Origin of the sequence: Janthinobacterium sp. PC23-8 (genome assembly GCF_002250505.1) — a bacterium.
In the GTDB taxonomy this organism is placed as follows: domain Bacteria; phylum Pseudomonadota; class Gammaproteobacteria; order Burkholderiales; family Burkholderiaceae_D; genus Janthinobacterium.
The window spans coordinates 179408-201758 of the sequence record NZ_NJGY01000003.1 but is presented as its reverse complement, the minus strand read 5'-3'; the positions used below and the strand labels follow the sequence as shown (position 1 = coordinate 201758).

Here is a 22351-nt window from a genome sequence, read left to right as displayed (position 1 = left end):
CAAGCGATAAAGCGCATTAGCTCATACCGAATGCGCATATGGAAATAACCGATTCATGCAGTGCGCAGGCCCGCGCGCACCGCATGGCCAGCCGCTCAGCGCGCGACCCAGCGCAGGTTCACGCGCGGCTGGTCCGGCAAACCGAGGCAATGGCAGTCCAGGCCAATGCCGGCCGCATACAGCAATTGTTGCGCCGCACTGACAAGCGGCAGGCGCTCGCGCTCCCAGGCCGGCACGTCCACCGCCTGGTAATGGTACTTCAGGCTTTTGGTAGGCCGGTTCAAAGCCAGCTTCAATCGCTCGCCGCCCTGGCGGAAATCGATGGTCAGGGTTTGCGCTTGCAGCCAGGCCGTGTCGACACCCTGCTCCCCTTCTGCCACAGGGTCGAAATGCAGCACGCCGCCATACGCGGGAAACGCGATGCTGGCCTGCCCCTGCCAGTGAAACTGCTGGCCGGCCTTTTCCAGCCCCGGGATATTCGCGTCATCACGCTCGCGCATGCCGGCCAGGTCAGCGAGTTTCGGCGTCAGGTAGAGCCGGTCGCGGTGGCGCCGCACATGGCATTCGGGATGTGTCACCAGCAACTGCGCATCGGGCCGCGCTTCCAATAGTTGCGCCAGCATTTGCGCCAGCCAGGCCGTCGAGGGCATGCGCAAGTTGCGCGTGCCGAACCAGTGACGCAGCAGGTTGTAGCAGCGGTCGGTGCTCAATTCGCGCAATTTGGCCAGCTCGAGGCAATCGCCGTCGAGGCAGTGCGCCAGGTCCTGCGTCGCCAGTTCCGTCAGCAAACGCTGCGCCGACTGCGCATGCCGGGCGCTGCGCGCAAAGCGTTCCTGAAAGCCCGGAAAGGCCTGCGCCAGCACCGGCATCACCTGGTGCCGCAAAGCATTACGTGCAAAGCGCGCGTCGTCGTTCGATTCGTCGTGGATATGCGCGATCGCATGCTTTGCCACATACGCTTCCAGTTGCTTGCGCGACACCGGCAGCAGCGGGCGCGCCATCACGAGATCCGGATTGGCCAGCAGCTCGGGCGCGCTGTTGGCGCCGTCCATGCCCGACAAACCGGCCGTGCCCGAGCCGCGCAACAGTTGCAGCAGCACGGTTTCGGCCTGGTCGTCCTGGTGGTGGGCGGTCAGCAGCAGGCGCACGCCGTGTTGCGCGCACAAGGCGCCCAGGGCGCCATAGCGGCGCTTGCGGGCGGCTTCCTCCGTCCCCGTCTTCGGATTGACTTCGATGCTGACGCGGCTGGCCTCGAACGGCACGCCAAGGCTGGCGCACAGTGCCTCGCAGTGCGCCAGCCAGGCGTCGGCGTTGGGGCTGAGGCCATGGTGCACGTGGAAGGCGCGCAGCGACACGCCCTGCTCTTGCGACCAGGCTTGGGCCAGGTGCAGCAGGGCCGAGGAGTCGAGGCCGCCGCTCAGGGCGATGCCGATGGTGTCGCCGGGCTGCGGCGCGCAGTCTTGCAAGGCGCGGGCAAAGATGTCGGCGACGCCGGCGGTTTGTGGCTTTTTCATAGGACTTCCGGGAATGCAAAGAGGGACAGGCAGGTAGCCGAACATCTTCGACTACCTGCCTGTCCCTGGTGTTTTCTATTTTTCGGCTTACTCGCTCGGCGTGGTTTCCTTGAACTTGCCATAGCTGAGCAGCTTTTCATGGCGCGCAGCCAGCAGGTCCTTGGTTTTCATGCCGTGGAACTGGCGCAGGGTGTCGGCCAGCGCGCGTTTGAGCAAGGTGGCCATCTGTTTCGGATCACGGTGGGCGCCGCCCAGCGGTTCGTTGATGATCTTGTCGATCAGGCCCATGGCTTTCAGGCGGTGCGCCGTCAGGCCCAGCGCTTCGGCCGCGTCGGCGGCGCGCTCGGCGCTCTTCCACAGGATGGAAGCGCAGCCTTCGGGCGAGATCACGGCGTAGGTCGAGTATTGCAGCATCAGGACGGCGTCGCCGACGGCAATGGCCAGCGCGCCGCCGGAACCGCCTTCACCGATAATGGTGGCGATCAGCGGCACTTTCAGTTCGGCCATCACGTACAGGTTGTGGCCGATCGCTTCGGACTGGCCGCGCTCTTCGGCGTCGATGCCGGGGAAGGCGCCGGGCGTATCGACAAAGGTAAAGATCGGCAGGTTGAATTTTTCGGCCACTTTCATCAGGCGCATGGCCTTGCGGTAGCCTTCGGGCTTGGGCATGCCGAAGTTGCGCATGGCGCGCTCCTTGGTGTCGCGGCCCTTCTGGTGGCCGATGACCATGCAGGGCTGGCCGTTGAAGCGGGCCAGGCCGCCGACCACCGAGAGGTCGTCGGCATAGCTGCGGTCGCCATGCAGTTCGTGGAAATCGGTAAAGATTTCGTTCACATAATCCATGGTGTAGGGACGCTGCGGGTGGCGCGCGATCTGCGCCACTTGCCAGGGCGTGAGCTTGGCGTAGATATCCTTGGTCAGTTGCTGGCTCTTCTTGGCCAGGCGATCGATCTCTTCAGAGATGTCGACGGCCGAATCGTCTTGCACGAAGCGCAACTCTTCGATCTTGGAATCGAGTTCCGCGATCGGCTGTTCAAAATTGAGGAAAGTCGTTTTAGTCATTGTACCTCCAGGGTTTTACCAGCCGCGTCGCCAGGGCGCGCGGCGTTATTGATGCTTATTTTACCGTACCGGCTTCAGGCGCGGGGCTTTCCATCGCTTGCGCCAGCGGCCGCTGCGGGATCGAGGCTGCGCCATAAATACCAGGTGGCCACGGTGCGCCACGGCTCCCAATTGGCCGATACTTCGCGCGCATCGCTGCGCGAAACCGGTTCGCCGGAAAAATAATTGACGCTGATGCCCTGGATCAAGCCGGGGTCGTCGAGCGGCAGCACATTCGGGCGCAACAGATTAAAAATCAGGAACATTTCGGCCGTCCAGCGGCCGATGCCGCGGATTTGCACCAGTTCGGCGATGACGGCTTCGTCATCCATTTCGCCCCACTGGTTGGCGTGCACGCGCTTGGCCTTGAAGTGGTCGGCCAGATCGAGCAGGTATTCGGTCTTGCGCTTGGACAAGCCACAGCCCGACAATTGCTCGGCGCCGGCCTTGAGCACTTGCGACGGCGTGCATTTCGGGCAAACCAGCAACAGCTTTTTCCAGGCCATGTCGGCGGCCTTGGGCGTGATCTGCTGGCCCACCAGCGAGCGGGCCAGGGTGGTAAACGGGTCGCTATGGCCAACCAGGTGCAGGTCACCAAATTGCGGGATCAGCTTTTTCATGATGCGGTCGCGCTTCATCAGCTCGATCTTCGCCTGTTCCCAGTAGGACGGCACCTGAATGACTTGCGCCACGGCCGCCGTGCCGGGTACTTCCCCGTTTTCCCTGGTGTTTGACATCATGCGCGGCGCCAGTTGGTCGAACCGTCAGGCTTGTCTTCCAGGATGATGCCCGCTTCGAGCAGCTCGGCGCGGATCTTGTCGGATTGGGCAAAGTCGCGCGCCTTTTTCGCGGCGCTGCGCGCGGCAATCGCTTGCTCGATGGTGGCGGCCTCGTCGCCGCCGCCGGCTGCCGCGCCGACGGTCGCCTGCAGGAATTGCTGTGGCGTGCGTTCGAGCAGCCCCAATACGCCGGCCAGGCCCTGCAATTGACGCGCCAGCGCCGGCGACTTGCTCTTGTTTACTTCCGTGGCCAGGTCGAACAGCGCGGCCACTGCCAGCGGCGTGTTGAAGTCGTCGTCCATGGCCTCACTGAAACGCACGGCATGGGCTTCATTCCAGTCGATATCGCCCTCTTCCACGCTGACGCCAGCCAGCGCCGTGTACAGGCGCGTCAGGGCCAGGCGCGCGTCGTCCAGGTGCACGTCGGAATAATTGAGCGGGCTGCGGTAATGGGCGCGCAGGATAAAGAAGCGGATCACTTCGGCGTCGAACTTTTGCAGCACTTCGCGGATGGTAAAGAAGTTACCGAGCGACTTGGACATTTTTTCATTGTCCAGGCGCACGAAGCCGTTATGGATCCAGTAGTTGACGCTGGTATGGCCAAACGCGCCTTCGGACTGGGCGATCTCGTTTTCATGGTGCGGGAATTGCAGGTCGGCGCCGCCGCCATGGATGTCGAACTGTTCGCCCAGCAAGGCGCAGGCCATGGCCGAGCACTCGATATGCCAGCCCGGGCGGCCACGGCCCCATTTCGAGTCCCATTTGACTTCTTCGGGTTCCGATTCCTTGGACGACTTCCACAGCACGAAGTCGAGCGGATCGCGCTTGCCCGTGTTCACATCGACGCGCTCGCCGGCGCGCAGGTCGTCGAGCGACTTGCCCGACAATTTGCCGTAGCCGGGGAAGTTGCGCACGGCGTAATTGACGTCACCGTCCTCGCCCTGGTAGGCCAGCTTGTTCGTTTCCAGGCGCTCGATCAGGCGCAGCATGTGCGGCACGTACTCGGTGGCGCGCGGCACATGGTCGGGCGTCAGGATGCCCAGCGCGGCCGTGTCCTCGTCCATGTACTGCGTGAAACGCGTGGTCAGCTGCGAGATGGTCTCGCCGTTTTCCACCGCGCGGCGGATGATCTTGTCGTCGATGTCGGTAATATTGCGCACATAGGTAACGTCCAGGCCGGACGCCTTGAGCCAGCGGTAGATCACGTCGAAGGCCATCATCATGCGCGCATGGCCGATATGGCAGTAATCGTAGATGGTCATGCCGCACACATACATGCGCACCTTGCCCGTTTCCATCGGCACAAAGACCTGCTTTTCACGCGCCAGGGTATTGTAAATCTTTAGATTGCTCATCGTACTTTACTGTTGGAGCGGCTGCCAGCCCGGAAAAAACGACAGACAGGCGCGGACACCGTTGGTGCCGCGCCACTGAACTGCCGTGTGCGCCGAGACTGGACTACCCGCTGTATTGTTGTTCTTGTTTGTTAAAATCAGGCGTTAGCGGGCAAGTATAACATTGATAAAAACCATACTGGCCCGATATGAATCAGGTTTTCACGAAGTTTCACACGTAGTTGGCTTCTTTATAATTCAAGCAAGTTTAAAGAAAAATAACGATCAAGGACTTATTTATGCAAGAGACAAAATTCCCGCGCCGGCCTTTCCTGGCCCGCATTTTCACGCTGTTGGCCGGCCTGACCCTGGGCAGCGCGGTGGTGGCCGCCTCGCCAACGGCCCCGCCGGTGGTGCCGGACCCGGCGCCGCACGTGACCCTGAAAACCAGTATGGGCGACATCGTGCTGGAACTGGATCAGCAAAAAGCGCCGAAAAGCGTGGCGAACTTTTTACAGTATGTTAACAGCGGCTTCTACAAGGGCACCATCTTTCATCGCGTGATCGACGGCTTCATGATACAGGGCGGCGGCTTCGACAAGGCCATGAAGCAGAAAGCGACCAGGCCGGCGATCCAGAACGAAGCGCAAAACGGCTTGCAGAACGTGACCTACAGCATCGCCATGGCGCGCACGGGCGACCCGCATTCGGCCACCTCGCAGTTCTTCATCAACGTCGGCAACAATGGCGCGCTTGACTACCCGGGCCGCGACGGCTTCGGCTACACGGTGTTCGGCAAGGTCGTCAGTGGCATGGAGGTGGTCGACAGAATCAAGGCCGTGCCGGTGGCCGACAAGGGCCCGCACCAGAACGTGCCCGTCACACCGGTGGTGATCGAATCGGCGACGGTGCTCAAACAAGCGCCCGCAAAACTGTAAAATAGCGTTTTTGCCGCCCCGGCTTGCCGCCCCGGCTTGCCGCTCCGGCTTGCCGCCCCGGCTTGCCAGGGCACCAAATATTTCACCCAAACAAAAGGACCATCATGACCTCCGTAATCATCACTACCAACCTGGGCAAGATCACCGCTGAACTGGACGCCGACAAAGCGCCGAAGACGGTTGCCAACTTCCTGGCCTATATGGAAGCGGGCCACTACAACAACACGATTTTCCACCGCGTGATCGACGGCTTCATGATCCAGGGCGGCGGCTTCGAGCCAGGCATGAAACAAAAGCCGGCCGACAAGATGGTCGAAAACGAAGCCAAGAACGGCCTGAAAAACGAACCCTATACCCTGGCCATGGCCCGCACCTCGGACCCGCATTCGGCATCGGCCCAGTTCTTTATCAACATCAAGAACAACAGCTTCCTCGACTATCCAGGCCAGGACGGCTGGGGCTACGCCGTGTTCGGTAAAGTTACCGACGGCAAGGAAGTGGTCGACGCCATCCGCGCGGTCAAAACCACGCGCGCCGGCATGTTCGCCGATGTGCCAGCGACGGACGTCATCATCGAAAAGGTAGAAGCCGCGTAATATTGGCTCACGTATCATGACGCACAGGCATTGCCACGTACTTCTTGCTTCCATGCACAATCTTGATCAGGGGAGCGTTGAACGATGACAATGCCTGCCGCACTCTTTATTTCCGACCTGCATCTGCAGCGTTCGCACCCGCGCACCAGCGCAGCCTTTCTCTGTTTTCTTGAACACCATGCGCAGCACGCGCAGGCCCTGTATCTGTTGGGCGACCTGTTCGAATACTGGGCCGGCGACGACGACCTGGAAGACCCCTTCAATGCGCGCATGACGGCCGCGCTGCGCGCTGTCAGCGATGCTGGCGTGCACGTCTGCTGGATCGCCGGCAACCGCGATTTTCTGGTCGGCGCAGGCTTTGCCTTTGCTGCCGGCGCCACCTTGCTGAACGAACCGCATGTGACGACGATCGCCGGCCAGCGCATCGTGCTGCTGCATGGCGACGCCGAGTGTACCAAAGACGCGGCCTACATGGAATTTCGCGCCATGGTGCGCCAGCCTGCCTGGCAACGGCAATTTCTCGCCATGCCTTTGACCCAGCGCAAGGCCATCATCGACGGCCTGCGCCAGAACAGCCGCGAGCACAATGGCGTAAAGTCGATGGAGATCATGGATGTCACGCCAGAAGCGGTAGCGCAGGTATTCGCCGAGCAAGCCTCGACCATCATGATCCATGGCCACACCCACCGCCCTGCCCTGCACGAAGTGGACGGCACCTTGCGCTACGTATTGCCGGACTGGGAATGCGATGTGGAACATGCAGAACTGGCGCGCGGCGGCTGGATCGCCATCGACGGCCACGGGGTCATCACGCGCCATGCGCTCGACGGCGCCATCATTGAATAGCCGTTTGCCGACGCGGCCACAAGGCGCCGTCTGACAGGCGCAAACAACTGCCTCTGCTGTAATAAGGGCATGAATCCCCTGTATATCGGCACGGCTGGCTGGGGTATTTCCAGCGCAGCCTCAAGCAGCTTCCCCGGCGAAGGCAGTCATCTGCAGCGCTACGGCCTTGTGCTCAACTGTGCCGAAATCAATACCTCGTTCTACCGCCCCCACCAGCCGGCGACCTATGCGCGCTGGTCCGACAGCGTGCCCGACGATTTTCGCTTCAGCGTCAAGCTGCCGCGCCAGGTCACGCACGCGCTGCGGCTGAAGGCTTGCGAGGCCGAACTGGAGCGTTTTGCCGGCGAGGCCGGCAACTTGAAAGACAAGCTGGGCTGCGTGCTGGTGCAACTGCCGCCCAGCCTGTGTTTTGACGCTGCCGTGGCTGAAGATTTTTTCACGCGGCTGCGTGCCTATTTTCAGTGCATGCTGGCCTTCGAAGCGCGCCACGCCAGCTGGTTCGCCGAGCCTGCCACGGCCTTGCTGCGCGAACGGCACATCACCCGCGTACGCGCCGACCCGCCCGCCGGACAGCCGGGGCCGCATGAGCCGACCACCGGGCAGGCTTATATCCGCCTGCACGGCAGCCCGAAAATCTATTACTCGGATTATTGCGCCGAATTTCTCGAGTCCTTGAGCACCGAACTGCGCAGCCTAGCTGCGGCAGGCAGCTGGTGTATTTTCGATAATACGGCGTCGGGTGCGGCCCTGGTCAATGCGCTGGATCTGCAGCAACGCCTGAACAACACATTCAGCACTGCTACCACTCAAGTGCCACTTCCTTCCTGACAGCGCGCTTGACCGGTTTGCCAGCAGGCCTGGCCTGTGCAGAGCCGGCACTGCCGTCGAGAGTAAAGACGCTCACCACCTGGGCCAGTTGCGCAGCTTGTTCCTCCAGTGCGGCGGTGGCCGCCGCCGCCTGCTCCACCAATGCGGCATTCTGCTGCGTGACGGCGTCCATTTCAGTGACCGCCTGGTTGATCTGCTCGATGCCGGTTTCCTGCTCCCGGCCCGCTGCGCTGATATCGCTCATGATGGCGGTCACGCGTTCAATGCTGCCGACGACATCGCGCATCGTCGTGCCGGCGGTCTGTACCAGTTCGTTGCCAGCGTTGACTTTTTCAAGCGAATCGCCAATCAAGGTCTTGATTTCCTTGGCTGCGGCGGCGGAGCGTTGCGCGAGATTGCGCACCTCCGACGCCACCACTGCGAAGCCGCGCCCCTGTTCGCCGGCGCGCGCCGCTTCCACGGCCGCGTTGAGCGCCAGAATATTGGTCTGAAAGGCGATTCCATCGATCGCGCCGATGATGTCGGCGATCCTGTTGGCCGAGGCACTGATCTCGCCCATCGTCGTGACCACGTTGGCCACCACCACACCGCCCTTGCGGGCGATGTCCGTGGCCGACTGGGCCAACTGGTTGGCCTGGCGCGCATTTTCGCTGTTCTGCCTCACGGTCGAGGTCAGTTCCTCCATCGACGAGGCGGTTTCCTCCAGCGCACCGGCCTGCTGCTCGGTGCGCGACGACAGGTCCATATTGCCCTTCGCAATCTCGGTACTTGCGGTGGCGATCTCGTTGGTACCGGCGCGCACCTGGCCGACAATATTGAGCAGGCTGGCGTTCATGTCCTTCAGCGCCTGCAGCAGCAGGCCAATTTCGTCGCCGCTGCTGACCTCGATCTTACGGCTGAGGTCGCCAGCCGCCACCGCCTGCGCGAGCGCCACCGCCTGATTGACCGGCCCCGTGATCGAGCGCGTGGTGAGCACCGCGATGACGATGGCCATGATGGCGGCGCCTATCGACAAGCCAAGGGTCATGGCGACAGCCGCTTTGCCGTCAGCCTCGGCCTGCTCTCCGTCCCGCTTCATCAATGACTGCTGGAAATCGATCATCGCCTGCAGCGCGGCGAAGAATTCGCTTTGCGGCGGACGCACTTCTTTCAGCAGGTAGGCGCCGGCGGCGGCGACCTTGCCTTCTTGAAGCGTACGAATTACCACGCCGCGCGCCGCGCCATAGCGGGCGCGCTTGTCGGCCATCGCCGCGAACAGCGCCTGACCTTTTTCGCTGTGTATCGATACTTTCATTTTTTCGCTGTAACCGTCATTCTTCTTGACGGACTCGGCAATTTTTTCCAGCATGCTCGCCACTTCCGCCTTGTCCGCGGCGCCGATGATGGCATTGCGCAGGAAGCGTGCCTGCACATTGACCTCGAACTGGATGGCCTGGGCCAGCATGACCTTGGCGTAGCGGTCGTTGATAATATTGGAAATGGCAAGATTGTTGGAATTGATGCGGGTGATGGCCACCGTGGCAAGGATCAGCAACAGCACCAGCACGGCGCCAAAACCCAGCCCCAGGCGCACTCCCAGCTTACAGTCAGACAATTTCATGCGGTTCTCGCTCTATCAAATCAGATTGCTGCACCAGCAGCGATGCGGCAGAGATGGGCCACCCCGGAGCGAGGGGCGATCTGGCAAGCCGACGGCTTCACACAACGCTCCTCAAGCCGCCAGCAATGCTGCCTGTTGCGGGCAGAGGTCGTTCACCAGCGCCGCGATATCGAGCATGATGATCATCCGTTCTTCAACCACCGCGATCGCCCGCATGTACGCGGCGCTGCTTTGGCTCATGTCCGGCGATGGCTTGATCTGGGCGTCGCCCAGGGTGACGACATCGGCCACGCTATCGACCACGATGCCGGTGGTCTTGCCGGACAGGGTCAGCATGACCACCACCGTGCTGTCGTTGTAGCTGGGACTGGCAAAGCCGAAGCGCACGCGCAGGTCGATCAGGGGCACGATCACGCCGCGCAGATTGACCACGCCCATGAAATAGTCGGGCGTGTTGGCCAGTTGGGTCACTTTGCCATAGCCGCATAACTCCTGCACCAGCAGGATATCGATCGCATATTCTTCTTTGCCCAAGCCAAATACCAGACTGCTCAGACTGGACTTCTCTTCATTGGTGTGCTGTTCCATGGAATCTCCGCAGGTTGGTTGACAAGTAATTGACGATAATTTGATAGTAACCAAATTTCAAAATAAATTCAATATTTAAATTTAATTTATCATATTTGTGAAATTTATGTTGTTTAACCATCGATTTGCCGCATAGGCTTCGGTGTGGAGCAACTGCTGCAAGCGCATCAAGAAGCAGCATCCCGCTCCAGGCTGCTTTTTCACTGCGCCAGCGCAAACAAGCCCCAATCGGCGACTGACAACAGCCGCCATCGCCCTACACTGTGTTTCCCAGCAGCATGGAAAACAGGCGCGGCGATGACGTATCCGAAAATTCCTTATGTGACCGGCAGCGAGCAGGCGCTGCTGCAATGCGAGCGTTCGCCCGATCAACCGGCGCGCGTGCGCATACGGCGCGAGCTGCCCGGCAATGTGATCGTGATCCATGGCGTCAACGATGTCGGCACCAGTTTTGGCGCCGTCGAAAAAGGCTTGTGCCAGGGCCTGAACGCGCGCCTGTATGGCGCCGACCTCCGCCAGCCCATACTGCGCCCCGCCAGCTACCGCCTGCCGCAGCTCGAGGAAAAGGACACGGTGGAGCCGGACCCGGATGCGGTATTGTTCAAGCGCCAGCTGCTTGAGACCACCAACAGCCCGGTGATTCCGTTTTACTGGGGCTACCGGGAACGCGGCAATGCAAGCAAGGTTGTCAACGGCCAGAACACGGACCGCCACGGCAACCGGCTCGACAAGGACATGTCGAAAAATGGCGGCCCGTTCGGCAACGCCACCAATACGCTGCCCGACATGTGGAACAAGGGCCTGTATTCGCCGATCGACATGGGTGGCGACCCGGTACGGCCGTTGATGACGGCGCCGGGCCGCATGTACATGGTGCTGGCCGCCAAACGCCTGGCGGCCTTGATCGCCATGATCCGCGACTACGACCAGAACGATGTCGTCTCGATCATCGCCCACAGCCAGGGCTGCCTGATTTCACTGCTGGCGCAAGCTTTCCTGATGGACGAAGGCCAGCGCCCGGCCGACACGCTGATCCTCACCCATCCGCCCTACAGCCTGGTGGAAGAGACCACCATGTTTTTCGGCACCATCGAAACGAGCCGCATCTTTGGCGGCGGCCAGGACCCGGCCATGGCAGAACAGTATGCCGCCATCAACAACCGCCAGACCTTCCATGCGCGATTGCAGACCTTGGTGCAGATCGTGCAGGGCCTGGTCGCAAAAAAGCACGCCACGCCCGCCTTCGGCCAGATCAAGGACCATGCGCTGTGCCACGGCATGGCGGGCGCGCCGTGGAAAGCCGAAGCGGACCGCGACAACCGCGGCAAGGTGTATCTGTACTTTTGCCCGGAAGACATGACGGTCGCGCTGGACAATATGCAGGGCATCGGCTGGCAGGGCGTGCCCGATCACCTCGAAGGTAACTGCCTGTCGACGACGAAAGGCAAGACGGAAAAAAGCATCTGGGGCGACGGCCCCACCTACTGGGAAAAGGAGTACCAGCGCCGCCAGCCCTTGCGCGAGCTGGGCGCGGGCTTTTACCAGCGCGTCTTCACCGACAAGCGGCGGCTCGATCCGGCGAAAAAAGCCACGGGGCCGGTGCTGGTCGGCCTGCCGCCCCACGATTACGCCTTGCGCCTGGACGGCGAGGACGACCACGCCCATGTGGCCGACGCCAACCGCGGCCACCGCGCCAGCCACGACGAAGCCCAATGGCCGTCCGTCACGCCGAGCAAATGGAACATCTTTTCAACCGAAGCGCGCCGCCGCGCCGGCCTGCGCACCATCAACGGCGAAGCGCTGCGCGTGCCCAGGGCAGCCGTGCTCGATGGCGGTGAACTGCGTCCCGGCCAGTTCCCCGCCACATCAAGCCAGGCCGCGCTGCCGCCCAAGAAGCAAGGCCCGTGCGAAGAGGTCGACCCGATCGACGCGGCCATCGCCGTGACCAGCAGCGACGGCTTGCGCCAACTTCCAAGGGCAGTCGTTGACGATCCACGTCCCGAGCATGACCGGAAATCAGTACATGGCTATGGCCCTTTCAGCCCGGCTGCGCACAAACAGGTGGAACAAGCGCTCAATCGAGGCAAAGAGCCAGGCGATTGGCGCAGGCTGGAGCGTGTCGCGCGCTACCCGCAAGGCGGCGACCTGCTGTACATCGATGCCATGGAAACCCCAAACGAGGCGCGCAAGCGCTGGCAGCATGAGGTCAGTCCCAAGTCCTTTCACGGCGCAATTATCGGCAATGCGGACAATCACCGGAATGTGACGGCGTATGACGTGGCCATCGGTGGCGGCAAGGCAAGCAGTGATCCACGGTTTTATGAATACTTATGTGCGGTAGCGGATTGGCGGCTCAAGACCAATGACCAAATTCCTCGTCCATCAATATTGCGATGGGATACATTCACGAAAAAATTTTCCCCATATTGGTCTGCAGAACCAGCAGAACGCAAAGCTGTCATCTTTGGCAACGCAAGGTATTACAGTTCTGGAGAACTCCCCGCCTGTGTTCCCTCATTATTCGCAGGAATGCCATCGACTGTTGTGTGCGAAACGGTCAATGGACGGCGTACCGAATCTGTCTTCCCGCCCCTCAGCCGTCGAGCCATCAATGATATTCCAAAATGAACAATCTATCATCCGATCCCATGTCATTCTTACAGGAGCACACGATGGCCATCAAGACCGGGAAATACCTCCAATCGCTCTTGCTGATACCACCTATCATTGCCGCAAGCCTGTTCGGCACGCGCTGGTTCAGTCAACGGAACCCTGTCCCCGCCGTCAAGCCGATCACACAAACGGCGCCTGTCAGCGAACAATCCCGGCGCGAGTATGTGCTGGAAGTGATCGGCCTCGGTGTCACGTTGGACAAATATCGGCAAGGAAAACTATGGGAGGCTCTTCAAAAGGGGCACGCCTATTCCAGCATTCGTGAGCAGAACAAGGAAAAATACCCTTGGAATAGTCTTGAGAAAGCCGGTATCAGCGGAGGTCGCGCTGGTGACACGCTCGAAAATGGTGCACTCAATACGCCTATGTATTTTGCCGTACCTGTGTTTAACGCTGAAGGTCCAATTGCTGATCCCGACATGCAGGATAGCCCCGATTCCCCCAGGTCAGGATTGGCCGGGAGTGCCAGTTCGTCCGGCATGCATTGGCATTTGTTTACCGCTGCCGCCAGGCGTTTCGACGAGTATCCAGACAGAATTCTGAAAGAGGTATTTGCATTTTTTGATGCTCATCCGGACGTGCCATACATAATCTTGAATTCGCACGACGGCATGGAGTCACGTGATGGCAACCGTCTTCCCAATACTCCCGAACTACTAAAGAACGGTTATTACATCCCCGAAATGCCCGACGCCTCCGCCCTGTTCGTGCTGGCCCGGCGCGAGCGCATCGATGCGGTACGCAAGTTTGCGTTTGACGATGCGCCACCCGAAGACAGTGTCGACGACCTCAATAACTTCGGCGTGGCGCGCCGGCTGTATCTGGCGTATGACGAATTGACCCGCAAGGTTCCCAGGCCGGAACCGGATTCACCCGTCGGCAGAGTACCGCTGATCGACGAATGGCTGCCCGTCGCCGCCCAATTCGCGCGCCGCACCGATATCCGCGGCACCGGCAGTTTCAGCCTGCTCGACAAGCTCCATGGCCGCAACTACCATCCCCCCAGGCAATGGCAGCCGACGCCCTGGTTTCCGGTACCCTTCAACAAGGAACAGCTGGCGCAGCTCGACCGTCTGCCCACCCTGGGCTTTATCCACCGTCCCATTTTCGTCAAGATGGTCGACGAGCACGGCAAGCCCTTGACGCGCCGTGACCAGCGCGAGCGCGCCTTGCAGGCTGGCTGGCAGGAAGCGCTGCGTACCCTGCCCGAAACGCAGCGGGCGGCGGCGCCGGCGCGCCTTGTGGCGGCCACCGGCGGCGATACACAACAACTGATCACCTTGCACAAGACCTTGATGAAACACGCGCAAGACGGTGGCGCGGAACTCGACAGCGGCAACCTGGCACAATGGATCGACACCGACCGGCGCCTGGGCAATACGGGCGCGGCCACGCTGTTCGTGCAGATGGCGATCGGTGTGATGGGCAGCTACCGCGACGGCGGCGTCAGCGCGGCGGTCAACCTGCGCAATGCGCAGGAAGCGTCGATTGTGCTGGTCAGTCCGCCGTCAGAGGAAAAGCGGCGCGCGCAGAAGCATCCGAACGGCGGCGACGTGTTTGCACACCACGGCACGCCGATGATCGATCCGCGGAATTATCCGGCGAACTGAACAACTTATTCAAACTGCTTTCTGAACGCCTCGAACTGTGCCGCCAGTCCATCAAAGTCGCTGCGCAACTGCAGCACTTCCTGCTCCAGCTGGGCCACCCTGCTGCCCTGCTGCGGCGCGCTGACGGCGCCGGCATAACCTGCCGCCGTCTCGATCTGCGCCAGCGCTGCTTCGCCGCCCAGCAGATGGCCATAGCGCGGTTCCTTGGCGCCAGGAGCCACCGCCAGCTTGGCCACCAGCGGCGGGTATTTGTCGATCAGGAACTGCAGGCCGGATTCCACGTCGGCGACGGACTTGAATTCATGCACGCGGCCGCTGCGGCTGCGGATCTCGCCAGCCGTCTGCAGGCCGCGCAGCATCAAGATCGTCAGGATGGCCAGCTTGTCCTGTTCCAGCGACCATTTGATGCGCATGCGGTGTTCGTACTTGGCGACGCGCGCGCCAGCCTGGGTGATGCCGTTGACGAACTTGCGCTGCATCAGGCGCTGCAGCACGTCGTACACGGTTTCCTCAGTGAGGGCCATCACCGGCTCGCGGCTGGACAGCTGGTTGCAGCCGTTGGTGAGGGCATTGAGCGACAGCGGGTAGCTGTCCGGCGTCAGTGCTTCCTTTTCGGCCAGCACGGCCAGCACGCGGATCTCGAACGGGTCGAGCAGGTTGGGATTATCGGTGTTTGCTGCGCTTGCTTCAGTACTCATGCGTCATCCTCTTTTACTAGTCCACCAGCTTGTTCATCTGTTCCGTATCCAATTTATCACACTCGGGCACGCCCTGGCAGCAAATGCCGGCGCGCTTCAAGGTCGCCAGGATGGTTTCGATGCGCTGCTCCTGCGCCACGGCGTGCGTGATCAGGCCCTGCAGCGCTTTCGACAGCGGATCGTCGCCATTGGGCGTGACGCCATAGGCGGCGAACAAATGGGCAGTGCTGCCTTCGCGCAGGGCATTGAGGTCTTTTTGCACGATATGCGCGGGGTTGCCGACGGCCGTGGCGCCGGACGGCACGGGTTTCAACAGCACCGCGTTCGAGCCGACCTTGGCGTAGGCGCCCACCGTAAAGCTGCCCAACACCTGGGCGCCGGCGCCGACGATCACGCCGCGCTCCAATGTCGGGTGACGCTTGCTGCCCGTGTGCAGCGAGGTGCCGCCCAGGGTCACGCCCTGGTAGATAGTGCAGTCGTCGCCGACCACGGCCGTCTCGCCGATCACCACCCCAAAGCCATGGTCGATAAAGACACGGCGGCCGATGACGGCGCCGGGATGGATTTCGATGCCGGTGATGATGCGCGCGATATACGAGATAAAGCGCCCCAGCCACTGCATGCGGCGCAGCCAGCACCAGTGCGCCCAGCCATGCATGACGATGGCGTGCAGGCCCGCATAACAGGTCAGTACCTCCCAGCCATTGCGGGCAGCCGGGTCACGTTCAATGATGCTGTTGATATCTTCGCGCAGGTGGTGGAACATGGGAGGTGGTTCGACTAAAGGTGACAGGATGCAAATGGTAGCGTATTGCGCGGGGGCTTGCTGGAGCAGCGGATAAACAAGCGCCGCCTCGGGGGCGGCGGCTGATTTTCTGGAAGCTCTAAAAAACGTTCAGGGCAAGGCGCATTGCCGAAGACAGTACGATTAGTACGGCGAGGCAGTGCAACGCCGCCATGGGCGTTTTTTAGGCTTCCAGCGCGATGCGCTGGCGGCGGGCTTCATACAGGCACACACCGGATGCCACCGACACGTTCAGGCTCTCGACCGAACCGAACATCGGGATATTGACGAGAATGTCGCAGGTCTCGCGCGTCAAACGGCGCATGCCTTCGCCTTCGGAACCCATCACCAGCGCGGTCGGGCCGGTGAAGTCGGCTTCGTACAGGCCTTTTTCGCCGTCGTCCGAGGTGCCGATCAGCCAGATGCCGCGGTCCTTCAGTTCGCGCATGGTGCGCGCCAGATTCGTCACGGTGATGTAAGGCACGGTCTCGGCGGCGCCGCTGGCGACCTTGGCGGCGGTGGCGTTCAGGCCCACGGCGCGGTCCTTCGGCACGATCACGGCGTGCGCGCCGACACCGTCGGCCACGCGCAGGCAGGCGCCCAGGTTGTGCGGGTCGGTGATGCCGTCGAGGATCAGCAGCAGCGGCGGGCCGTCGACGGCGTCGAGCAGTTCGTCCAGGTTGCGCGCCAGCGACAGCTGCGAGGCAAACGCGATCACGCCCTGGTGGCGGCGGGTGCCGACGATTTTATCGAGGCGCGCCGAATCGACGGGCATGACGCGCACGCCGGCGGCCTTGGCGGCGGCGATCATGTCCTTCATGCGGCCGTCGACGCGACTGGCGTCGACAAAAATCTCTTCCACCGACGACGCTTCATGACGCAGGCGCGAGGTCACGGCGTGGAAGCCGAAAATCATTTTATTCTTCATTGTTTATCGTTTCTTCTTGCTTGTTTTCGAACCGGTTCTTGCCGCGCGAGGCGCTGCCGTGGCGGGCGCCGCGACCGGGGTGTTGCTGTTGTTGCCGGACGACCTGCCACGCTTCGGTTTGGCAGCGCCATTGGCGCCGCCGGCCTTGATTTCATGGCGCTGTTCGGTCGCGGGACCGGGCTTGACCATGGTTTTTTTATTGCGCTTGCCGCCGGCAGGCTTGTCGCCGGTTTCTTCGCCAGCCGCTTCCCCTTCGGTCACCAGGCGCAGGTCGATCTTGCGCGTTTCCAGGTCGACTCTGGCCACCTGCACCGTCAGACGGTCGGTCAGTTGATAACGCTTGCCGGTGCGTTCGCCGCGCAGTTCATGGCGCGCATCGTCGTACTGGAAGTAATCGGTACCGAGCTCGGTGACGTGCACCAGGCCTTCGACAAACAGGGTATCCAATTGCACGAATACGCCGAAGGTGGTCACGCCGGTAATGGTGCCGGTAAATTCCTCGCCCAGCTTGTCTTGCATGAAGTAGCACTTGAGCCAGGCTTCGACATCGCGCGATGCTTCGTCGGCGCGGCGTTCGTTGGCCGAGCAATGCACGCCGAGCGCATCCCAGATGGTCAGATCGGCTTTCTTCGGCTTGCCTTCGGCCTTGTCTTTTGCCTGCTGCTTGCGCGTGGCGTTCGACACGTTGGTGTTGAGCACGGTCTTGTCGGACAACTTCGGCTCGTACTTCTTGCCTTGCAAGATGGCCTTGATGGCACGGTGCGTCAGCAGGTCGGGATAGCGGCGGATCGGGCTGGTGAAGTGGGCATAGGCCTCATACGCCAGGCCGAAGTGGCCGATATTGTCCGGGCTGTAGACGGCTTGCTGCATCGAGCGCAGCAACATGGTCTGCAGCAGGGCCGCGTCGGGACGCAGCTTGATCTGCTGCATCAGCGTCTGGTAATCCGAAGCCGTCGGCGTATCGCCGCCGGTCAGGTTCAGGCCGACTTGCTTGAGGAAGGTGCGCACTTGCGTGAGCTTTTCCTTGGTCGGGCTGGCGTGGATGCGGTAGGTGCCCGGGTGCTTGTGGCGCAGCAGCAAGTCTGCCGCGCAGACGTTGGCCGCCAGCATGCACTCTTCGATGATCTTGTGCGCTTCGTTGCGGGTGCGCGGAATGATCTTTTCGATCTTGCCGGCGCTGTTGCAGACGATATAGGTTTCGGTGGTTTCGAAATCGATGGCGCCGCGCGCGGTACGCGCTTTGAGCAAGGCGCGATAGACCAGTTCCAGGTTTTGCAGGTGCGGCAGGATATCGGCGCGGCGTGCTGCTTCGGGACCTTTGGTGTTGCCCAGTACGGCGGCCACTTCGTCATACGTCAGGCGCGCGGCCGAATGAATCACGGCCGGGTAGAACTGGTAGGCCTTGATCTCGCCCTTGTCGGTCACGACGGCGTCGCACACCAGGGTCAGGCGGTCGACGGCCGGATTCAGCGAGCACAGGCCATTGGACAGCTTTTCCGGCAGCATCGGAATCACGCGGCGCGGGAAGTACACGGAGGTGCTGCGTTCGAGCGCGTCGGTATCGAGCGCGTCGTTCGGTTTGACATAGTGGCTGACGTCGGCGATCGCCACGATCAGGCGGAAGCAGTTGGCGCGGCCAACCTTCACCGGTTCGCAGTAGACGGCATCGTCGAAGTCGCGCGCGTCTTCGCCATCGATGGTCACCATCGGCACGTCGCGCAGGTCGACGCGCTCTTTCAGGTCGGCGGCGCGCACTTCGAACGGCAGCTTCTCCGCTTGCTTGAGGGCGGCGGCGGAAAAGATATGCGGCACATTGAATTTGCGCACGGCAATTTCGATTTCCATGCCGGGGTCGTCCAGCGCACCGAGCACTTCGACGATCTTGCCGACCGGCTGCTTGAAGCGCATCGGCTGTTCGGTCAGCTCGACGCTGACGATCTGGCCGGCTTTCGCCTTGCCCACCGAACCGCTCACCAGGATGTCCTGGCCGATGCGCTGGTCTTCCGGCGCCACCACCCAGGTGCCGTTTTCCTGGATCAGGCGGCCGATCACATGGGTATTGGCGCGGTAAGTCACTTCGACGATGGTGCCTTCCGGGCGGCCACGGCGGTCGGTGCCGACGATGCGTGCCATGACCTTGTCGCCATGCAGCACTTTCTGCATTTCTTTTTCAGGCAGGAACAGGTCGGCGCTGGCGTCGTCAGGAATCACAAAGCCGAAGCCGTCGCGGTGACTGGTCACGCGACCGGCCACCAGAGCGCTCTGGTCGGCCAGGCTGAACACGCCGCCGGCGTCAGAGGTGAGCTGGCCGTCGCGCTCCATCGCCTTCAGGCGACGAACCAGCACTTCCATGGAATCGGCATGCACTTGCAGCGTTTTCCCGAGTGACTGCGGATCGAGAGGCGCGTTGACGCTGCGGAATATGCCGAGAATGTCCTCCCGGCTGGGGATGGTGTGGGTATTTTGGCTCAAAAGTATTTCTATAGTTGTATTGACAGTGATCAAACGGAAAACAGGCCGATGACATCACCGTCAATCGACACGGTGATAGGCCGTAGTGTACCGGAGGACGCCTTGGTTTGCCTAACAGACAGCGTACCGGGAACAGGCCTGGCCCGTCCCATGATGAAAATGTGCGGAAAAATGCACCAGCCCTTTGACATCGGCAAATATTGCTCTATAATCCTTGTCTCTTGCAGCGTAACGCCTTCATCGGCGCGACGTAACAGGAAAGCGGTACAGGGTTGATGTGCAGTATGGAGCGAAAGCTCATCTGGCGCAAAACTCTTCAAGTCGCTATAATAGCAGAATTGACGAGGTTTATTGTCAAGTAGTATCAGTGCCCACGTGGCGGAATTGGTAGACGCGCATGGTTCAGGTCCATGTGCCTTTGGGTGTGGGGGTTCGAGTCCCTCCGTGGGCACCATTACCGAATTCGCAAAAAGCCGCAAACTCTCACGGGTTTGCGGCTTTTTTCATTTCTGCGCGCACATTCAAGCTGTCGGCATTTCTGACAATCCACGACGTCAACACCCCGGTCTTTCACGCAAGTCCCTGATTTTTATAGTCGAGCACGCTTTTTGCGTGGCGATGGCTTCCTTCCCCACTCCCTGGAGTCGCCATGAAAGCCCGCTCGCTTCCCTCCTTCCTGATCGGCCTGGCCATCAGCCTGCCCCTGACTTGCCTGGCAGCACCGATCTTCAATTTGCAATACGTTCCCGGCACTTCGCTGCAGGCGCAGCAAGGCTTCCAGGCGGCAGCCGCGCGATGGTCGCGCGTACTGAACGACAATGTGACCATCGAACTGACGGTCGGCTTCAATTCGCTCGGCAGCAGCATCCTGGGCCAGACCGGTTCGAGCGAAGCGTTTTACCGCTACGGCGACGTACGCAATGCGCTGGCGCAGGACGTCACCTCGGCCTACGACCGGCAGGCGCAGGCACACTTGCCAGGCGGCGACAATTTTGGCGTGCTGATCAATAACACGGCAAACAATCCGAACGGTCCCGGCAGCCCCGTGCCCTACGTCGACAACAATGGCGATGACAACAATCAATACCTGTTCATGAGCAACGCCGAAGCCAAGGCGCTGGGCCTGGCGCCACCCGGCCAGTCGCTGCCCGGCTGCCTGGGCAACTGCGACGGCTTTATCCAGTTCAATAGCGACTTCACGTTTGATTTCGATCCCGGCAATGGCATTGCCGCCAACGCCATCGACTTTATCGGCGTGGCCATGCACGAGATCGGCCACGCGCTGGGTTTTCTCAGCGGCGTCGATATTCTCGATTTCAACTCGCCACCGCTGGGCGGGCCATATGACGATACCGAATTTACCTACGTCGCGCCGCTGGACCTGTTCCGCTACTCGACCGAGAGCACGGCGGCCGGCGTGATCGACTGGACGGCCGACAACCGCGACAAGTATTTTTCGCTCGATGGCGGCGTCACGCGCGGGCCCCTGTTCTCCAACGGCGCCTACCACGGCGACGGCCGCCAGGCCAGCCACTGGCGTGACCAGCTGGGCCTCGGCATCATGGACCCGACCGTGGCCTACGGCGAACGCCTGGTGCTGCGTCCCAGCGACCTGATCGCCCTGGACGCCATCGGCTGGGACGTCAGCCTGTTCGCCGTGCCCGTGCCGGGCACCCTGCCCCTGCTGTGCCTGGGATTGTTATTAATGGGCTTGCTGCGCCATAAAAACAGGCAGTTTTCATAGGGAAAGCGCTTTTTTCAGGTGAAAAAGGTCTTTCTTGAAGAAAACAGCAAATGTTGATTGACCGAATGCGCGCCAACCCTTATGATTTTGTCCGTCGCTGCAGAACACGCAGCGACGAGCAAGAAAATGCCCACGTGGCGGAATTGGTAGACGCGCATGGTTCAGGTCCATGTGCCTTCGGGTGTGGGGGTTCGAGTCCCTCCGTGGGCACCAGCAGCGAGCAGTTGTCGTTGTTATCCGCAGCAAAGCAGTAAAAGCAGCACGCATTCAGTAGTACAGATGCCCACGTGGCGGAATTGGTAGACGCGCATGGTTCAGGTCCATGTGCCTTCGGGTGTGGGGGTTCGAGTCCCTTCGTGGGCACCATTACCAGATTCGCAAAAAAGCCGCAGACTTTCATCAGTCTGCGGCTTTTTTCATGGCGCTTCCCTTTTATTTGGCCAGCGCCGCTTTTACCGCATCGGCCAGGCTGGTGGTCGGACGCTTGATCAGGGCACTCAATTGCTTGCCATGCTCTTCCAGGCCACCCTTGGCCGTGCCCGCATCGGAATCGGCCAGCAGTTCGGCAAAGCCTTCCGGCACGCCCACACCGACCAGCGCCGCCTTGAAGTCGGCCTGCGGCATATCCTTGTAGACGATCTGTTTGCCCGACTGGCGCGCCACTTCGGCCGCATACTGCGCCAGGGTAAAGCTGTCGTCGCCGGCCAGCTCATAGATCGCCCGGGGCGCCGCGCTGGTGAGAACACAGGCGGCTGCCGCTGCGTAGTCAGCGCGCGAAGCCGACGAGAAACGGCCATCCTGCGCCGCGCCCAGCACCACGCCATGCTCAAGCACCGGCGCCAGGTGTTCCGTATGGTTTTCCAGGTACCAGCCATTGCGCAGGAAGCTGTACGGCAGGCTTGATGCGCGGATCGCCGCTTCGGTGATCACGTGCTCGGCCGCCAGGCCCAGCGGCGAGGTGTCGGCGCGCAGGACGCTGGTGTAGGCCAGCAGCGCCACGCCGACGCGCCTGGCGGCATCGATCACGTTCTGGTGCTGGGCAGCGCGCTGGCCCACTTCGCTCGACGAAATCAGGAGGATCTTGCTGGCGCCCTCGAAGGCCGCGTCGAGGCTGGCGCCGTCGTTGTAGTCGGCCTGGCGCACCTGCACGCCTTGCGCGGCCAGGCTGGCGGCCTTGGCCGGATTGCGCACGGCGGCGACGATGGAGCTGGCGGGAACGGTTTTCAACAGGCTGGCGATAACGTGCTGGCCCAGTTGGCCGGTGGCGCCGGTGATGACGATCATGATGAGTCCTTGGTGTATGGATGAGAAAAATCTA

Annotated in this window: 18 protein-coding genes and 3 tRNA genes; 10 read left to right on the top strand and 11 right to left on the bottom strand. The window is 61.4% G+C overall.

Annotated features, from left to right (window positions below; all coding sequences use genetic code 11):
- Positions 1-95 precede the first annotated feature (95 nt).
- The 4 genes from tilS to cysS form a co-directional block, all read right to left on the bottom strand.
- Positions 96-1514, bottom strand: coding sequence for a tRNA lysidine(34) synthetase TilS (tilS, locus tag CD932_RS20380; RefSeq protein ID WP_094444638.1), 1419 nt, complete (start codon positions 1512-1514; stop codon positions 96-98).
- 87 nt (positions 1515-1601) lie between these two features.
- Positions 1602-2576: an acetyl-CoA carboxylase carboxyltransferase subunit alpha gene (locus CD932_RS20375; RefSeq protein WP_065308858.1), complete on the bottom strand. Its 975-nt coding sequence runs from the start codon at positions 2574-2576 to the stop codon at positions 1602-1604.
- 74 nt (positions 2577-2650) lie between these two features.
- Complete coding sequence (locus CD932_RS20370) at positions 2651-3355, bottom strand: DNA-3-methyladenine glycosylase (RefSeq protein WP_254926694.1); 705 nt, start codon at positions 3353-3355, stop codon at positions 2651-2653.
- On the bottom strand, positions 3352-4749 hold the full coding sequence (gene cysS / locus CD932_RS20365; protein ID WP_094444637.1) for a cysteine--tRNA ligase: 1398 nt from the start codon (positions 4747-4749) through the stop codon (positions 3352-3354). The genes CD932_RS20370 and cysS overlap by 4 nt, the downstream gene beginning before the upstream one ends.
- A gap of 278 nt (positions 4750-5027) precedes the next feature.
- On the opposite strand from cysS, the gene CD932_RS20360 reads away from it, so the two are divergent.
- The 4 genes from CD932_RS20360 (at position 5028) to CD932_RS20345 (ending at position 7936) form a co-directional block, all read left to right on the top strand.
- Positions 5028-5666 (top strand): peptidylprolyl isomerase, encoded by a 639-nt coding sequence (locus CD932_RS20360; protein WP_094444636.1) that lies wholly within the window; start codon positions 5028-5030, stop codon positions 5664-5666.
- Between the two features lie 104 nt (positions 5667-5770).
- A complete protein-coding gene (locus CD932_RS20355; RefSeq protein WP_094444635.1) occupies positions 5771-6262 on the top strand; it encodes a peptidylprolyl isomerase in 492 nt (163 codons plus the stop codon).
- A gap of 90 nt (positions 6263-6352) precedes the next feature.
- Complete coding sequence (locus CD932_RS20350; protein ID WP_094444634.1) at positions 6353-7108, top strand: UDP-2,3-diacylglucosamine diphosphatase; 756 nt, start codon at positions 6353-6355, stop codon at positions 7106-7108.
- Between the two features lie 69 nt (positions 7109-7177).
- Complete coding sequence (locus tag CD932_RS20345) at positions 7178-7936, top strand: DUF72 domain-containing protein (protein WP_094444633.1); 759 nt, start codon at positions 7178-7180, stop codon at positions 7934-7936.
- On the opposite strand, the gene CD932_RS29680 is transcribed toward CD932_RS20345, so the two are convergent.
- Together CD932_RS29680 and CD932_RS20335 are read right to left on the bottom strand one after the other, a co-directional pair.
- A complete protein-coding gene (locus CD932_RS29680) occupies positions 7908-9536 on the bottom strand; it encodes a methyl-accepting chemotaxis protein (RefSeq protein WP_094444632.1) in 1629 nt (542 codons plus the stop codon). The genes CD932_RS20345 and CD932_RS29680 overlap by 29 nt on opposite strands.
- A gap of 111 nt (positions 9537-9647) precedes the next feature.
- On the bottom strand, positions 9648-10124 hold the full coding sequence (locus CD932_RS20335) for a chemotaxis protein CheW (protein ID WP_094444631.1): 477 nt from the start codon (positions 10122-10124) through the stop codon (positions 9648-9650).
- A gap of 297 nt (positions 10125-10421) precedes the next feature.
- On the opposite strand from CD932_RS20335, the gene CD932_RS20330 reads away from it, so the two are divergent.
- Positions 10422-12752, top strand: coding sequence for a DUF3274 domain-containing protein (locus CD932_RS20330; protein WP_094444630.1), 2331 nt, complete (start codon positions 10422-10424; stop codon positions 12750-12752).
- A 44-nt stretch (positions 12753-12796) separates the two neighbouring features.
- On the top strand, positions 12797-14407 hold the full coding sequence (locus tag CD932_RS20325) for a DUF2875 family protein (RefSeq protein ID WP_176461076.1): 1611 nt from the start codon (positions 12797-12799) through the stop codon (positions 14405-14407).
- A gap of 5 nt (positions 14408-14412) precedes the next feature.
- Here the strand turns inward: CD932_RS20325 and CD932_RS20320 are convergent, their stop codons facing one another.
- The 4 genes from CD932_RS20320 to rnr all read right to left on the bottom strand — a co-directional run bounded on the left by CD932_RS20320 (position 14413) and on the right by rnr (position 19289).
- Positions 14413-15105: a YceH family protein gene (locus CD932_RS20320; RefSeq protein WP_094444628.1), complete on the bottom strand. Its 693-nt coding sequence runs from the start codon at positions 15103-15105 to the stop codon at positions 14413-14415.
- 16 nt (positions 15106-15121) lie between these two features.
- A complete protein-coding gene (cysE, locus tag CD932_RS20315) occupies positions 15122-15871 on the bottom strand; it encodes a serine O-acetyltransferase (protein WP_094444627.1) in 750 nt (249 codons plus the stop codon).
- A 202-nt stretch (positions 15872-16073) separates the two neighbouring features.
- Positions 16074-16817 carry a 23S rRNA (guanosine(2251)-2'-O)-methyltransferase RlmB gene (gene rlmB, locus CD932_RS20310; RefSeq protein WP_094444626.1) on the bottom strand — a complete coding sequence of 248 codons (744 nt, stop codon included), beginning with the start codon at positions 16815-16817 and terminating at the stop codon, positions 16074-16076.
- A 3-nt stretch (positions 16818-16820) separates the two neighbouring features.
- A complete protein-coding gene (gene rnr / locus CD932_RS20305; protein ID WP_094444625.1) occupies positions 16821-19289 on the bottom strand; it encodes a ribonuclease R in 2469 nt (822 codons plus the stop codon).
- Positions 19290-19658: 369 nt separating this feature from the next.
- Between rnr and CD932_RS20300 the strand changes: the two genes are divergently transcribed.
- The 4 genes from CD932_RS20300 to CD932_RS20285 all read left to right on the top strand — a co-directional run bounded on the left by CD932_RS20300 (position 19659) and on the right by CD932_RS20285 (position 21399).
- Positions 19659-19743, top strand: a tRNA-Leu gene (locus CD932_RS20300).
- Positions 19744-19938: 195 nt separating this feature from the next.
- Positions 19939-21033, top strand: a complete 1095-nt coding sequence (locus CD932_RS20295; protein ID WP_094444624.1) for an NF038122 family metalloprotease — start codon at positions 19939-19941, stop codon at positions 21031-21033.
- Positions 21034-21161: 128 nt separating this feature from the next.
- A tRNA-Leu gene (locus CD932_RS20290) sits at positions 21162-21246 on the top strand.
- Positions 21247-21314: 68 nt separating this feature from the next.
- Positions 21315-21399 (top strand) — tRNA-Leu (locus tag CD932_RS20285).
- A 66-nt stretch (positions 21400-21465) separates the two neighbouring features.
- On the opposite strand, the gene CD932_RS20280 is transcribed toward CD932_RS20285, so the two are convergent.
- Positions 21466-22317 carry an SDR family oxidoreductase gene (locus CD932_RS20280; protein WP_094444623.1) on the bottom strand — a complete coding sequence of 284 codons (852 nt, stop codon included), beginning with the start codon at positions 22315-22317 and terminating at the stop codon, positions 21466-21468.
- Positions 22318-22351: the final 34 nt, after the last annotated feature.

Bases quoted from the DNA above. Each gene is read 5' to 3' on its own strand.
- tilS (WP_094444638.1), bottom strand. From the start codon at position 1,514: ATGAAAAAGCCACAAACCGCCGGCGTCGCCGACATCTTTGCCCGCGCC.
- CD932_RS20375 (WP_065308858.1), bottom strand. From the start codon at position 2,576: ATGACTAAAACGACTTTCCTCAATTTTGAACAGCCGATCGCGGAACTC.
- CD932_RS20370 (WP_254926694.1), bottom strand. From the start codon at position 3,355: ATGATGTCAAACACCAGGGAAAACGGGGAAGTACCCGGCACGGCGGCC.
- cysS (WP_094444637.1), bottom strand. From the start codon at position 4,749: ATGAGCAATCTAAAGATTTACAATACCCTGGCGCGTGAAAAGCAGGTC.
- CD932_RS20360 (WP_094444636.1), top strand. From the start codon at position 5,028: ATGCAAGAGACAAAATTCCCGCGCCGGCCTTTCCTGGCCCGCATTTTC.
- CD932_RS20355 (WP_094444635.1), top strand. From the start codon at position 5,771: ATGACCTCCGTAATCATCACTACCAACCTGGGCAAGATCACCGCTGAA.
- CD932_RS20350 (WP_094444634.1), top strand. From the start codon at position 6,353: ATGCCTGCCGCACTCTTTATTTCCGACCTGCATCTGCAGCGTTCGCAC.
- CD932_RS20345 (WP_094444633.1), top strand. From the start codon at position 7,178: ATGAATCCCCTGTATATCGGCACGGCTGGCTGGGGTATTTCCAGCGCA.
- CD932_RS29680 (WP_094444632.1), bottom strand. From the start codon at position 9,536: ATGAAATTGTCTGACTGTAAGCTGGGAGTGCGCCTGGGGCTGGGTTTT.
- CD932_RS20335 (WP_094444631.1), bottom strand. From the start codon at position 10,124: ATGGAACAGCACACCAATGAAGAGAAGTCCAGTCTGAGCAGTCTGGTA.
- CD932_RS20330 (WP_094444630.1), top strand. From the start codon at position 10,422: ATGACGTATCCGAAAATTCCTTATGTGACCGGCAGCGAGCAGGCGCTG.
- CD932_RS20325 (WP_176461076.1), top strand. From the start codon at position 12,797: ATGGCCATCAAGACCGGGAAATACCTCCAATCGCTCTTGCTGATACCA.
- CD932_RS20320 (WP_094444628.1), bottom strand. From the start codon at position 15,105: ATGAGTACTGAAGCAAGCGCAGCAAACACCGATAATCCCAACCTGCTC.
- cysE (WP_094444627.1), bottom strand. From the start codon at position 15,871: ATGTTCCACCACCTGCGCGAAGATATCAACAGCATCATTGAACGTGAC.
- rlmB (WP_094444626.1), bottom strand. From the start codon at position 16,817: ATGAAGAATAAAATGATTTTCGGCTTCCACGCCGTGACCTCGCGCCTG.
- CD932_RS20295 (WP_094444624.1), top strand. From the start codon at position 19,939: ATGAAAGCCCGCTCGCTTCCCTCCTTCCTGATCGGCCTGGCCATCAGC.
- CD932_RS20280 (WP_094444623.1), bottom strand. From the start codon at position 22,317: ATGATCGTCATCACCGGCGCCACCGGCCAACTGGGCCAGCACGTTATC.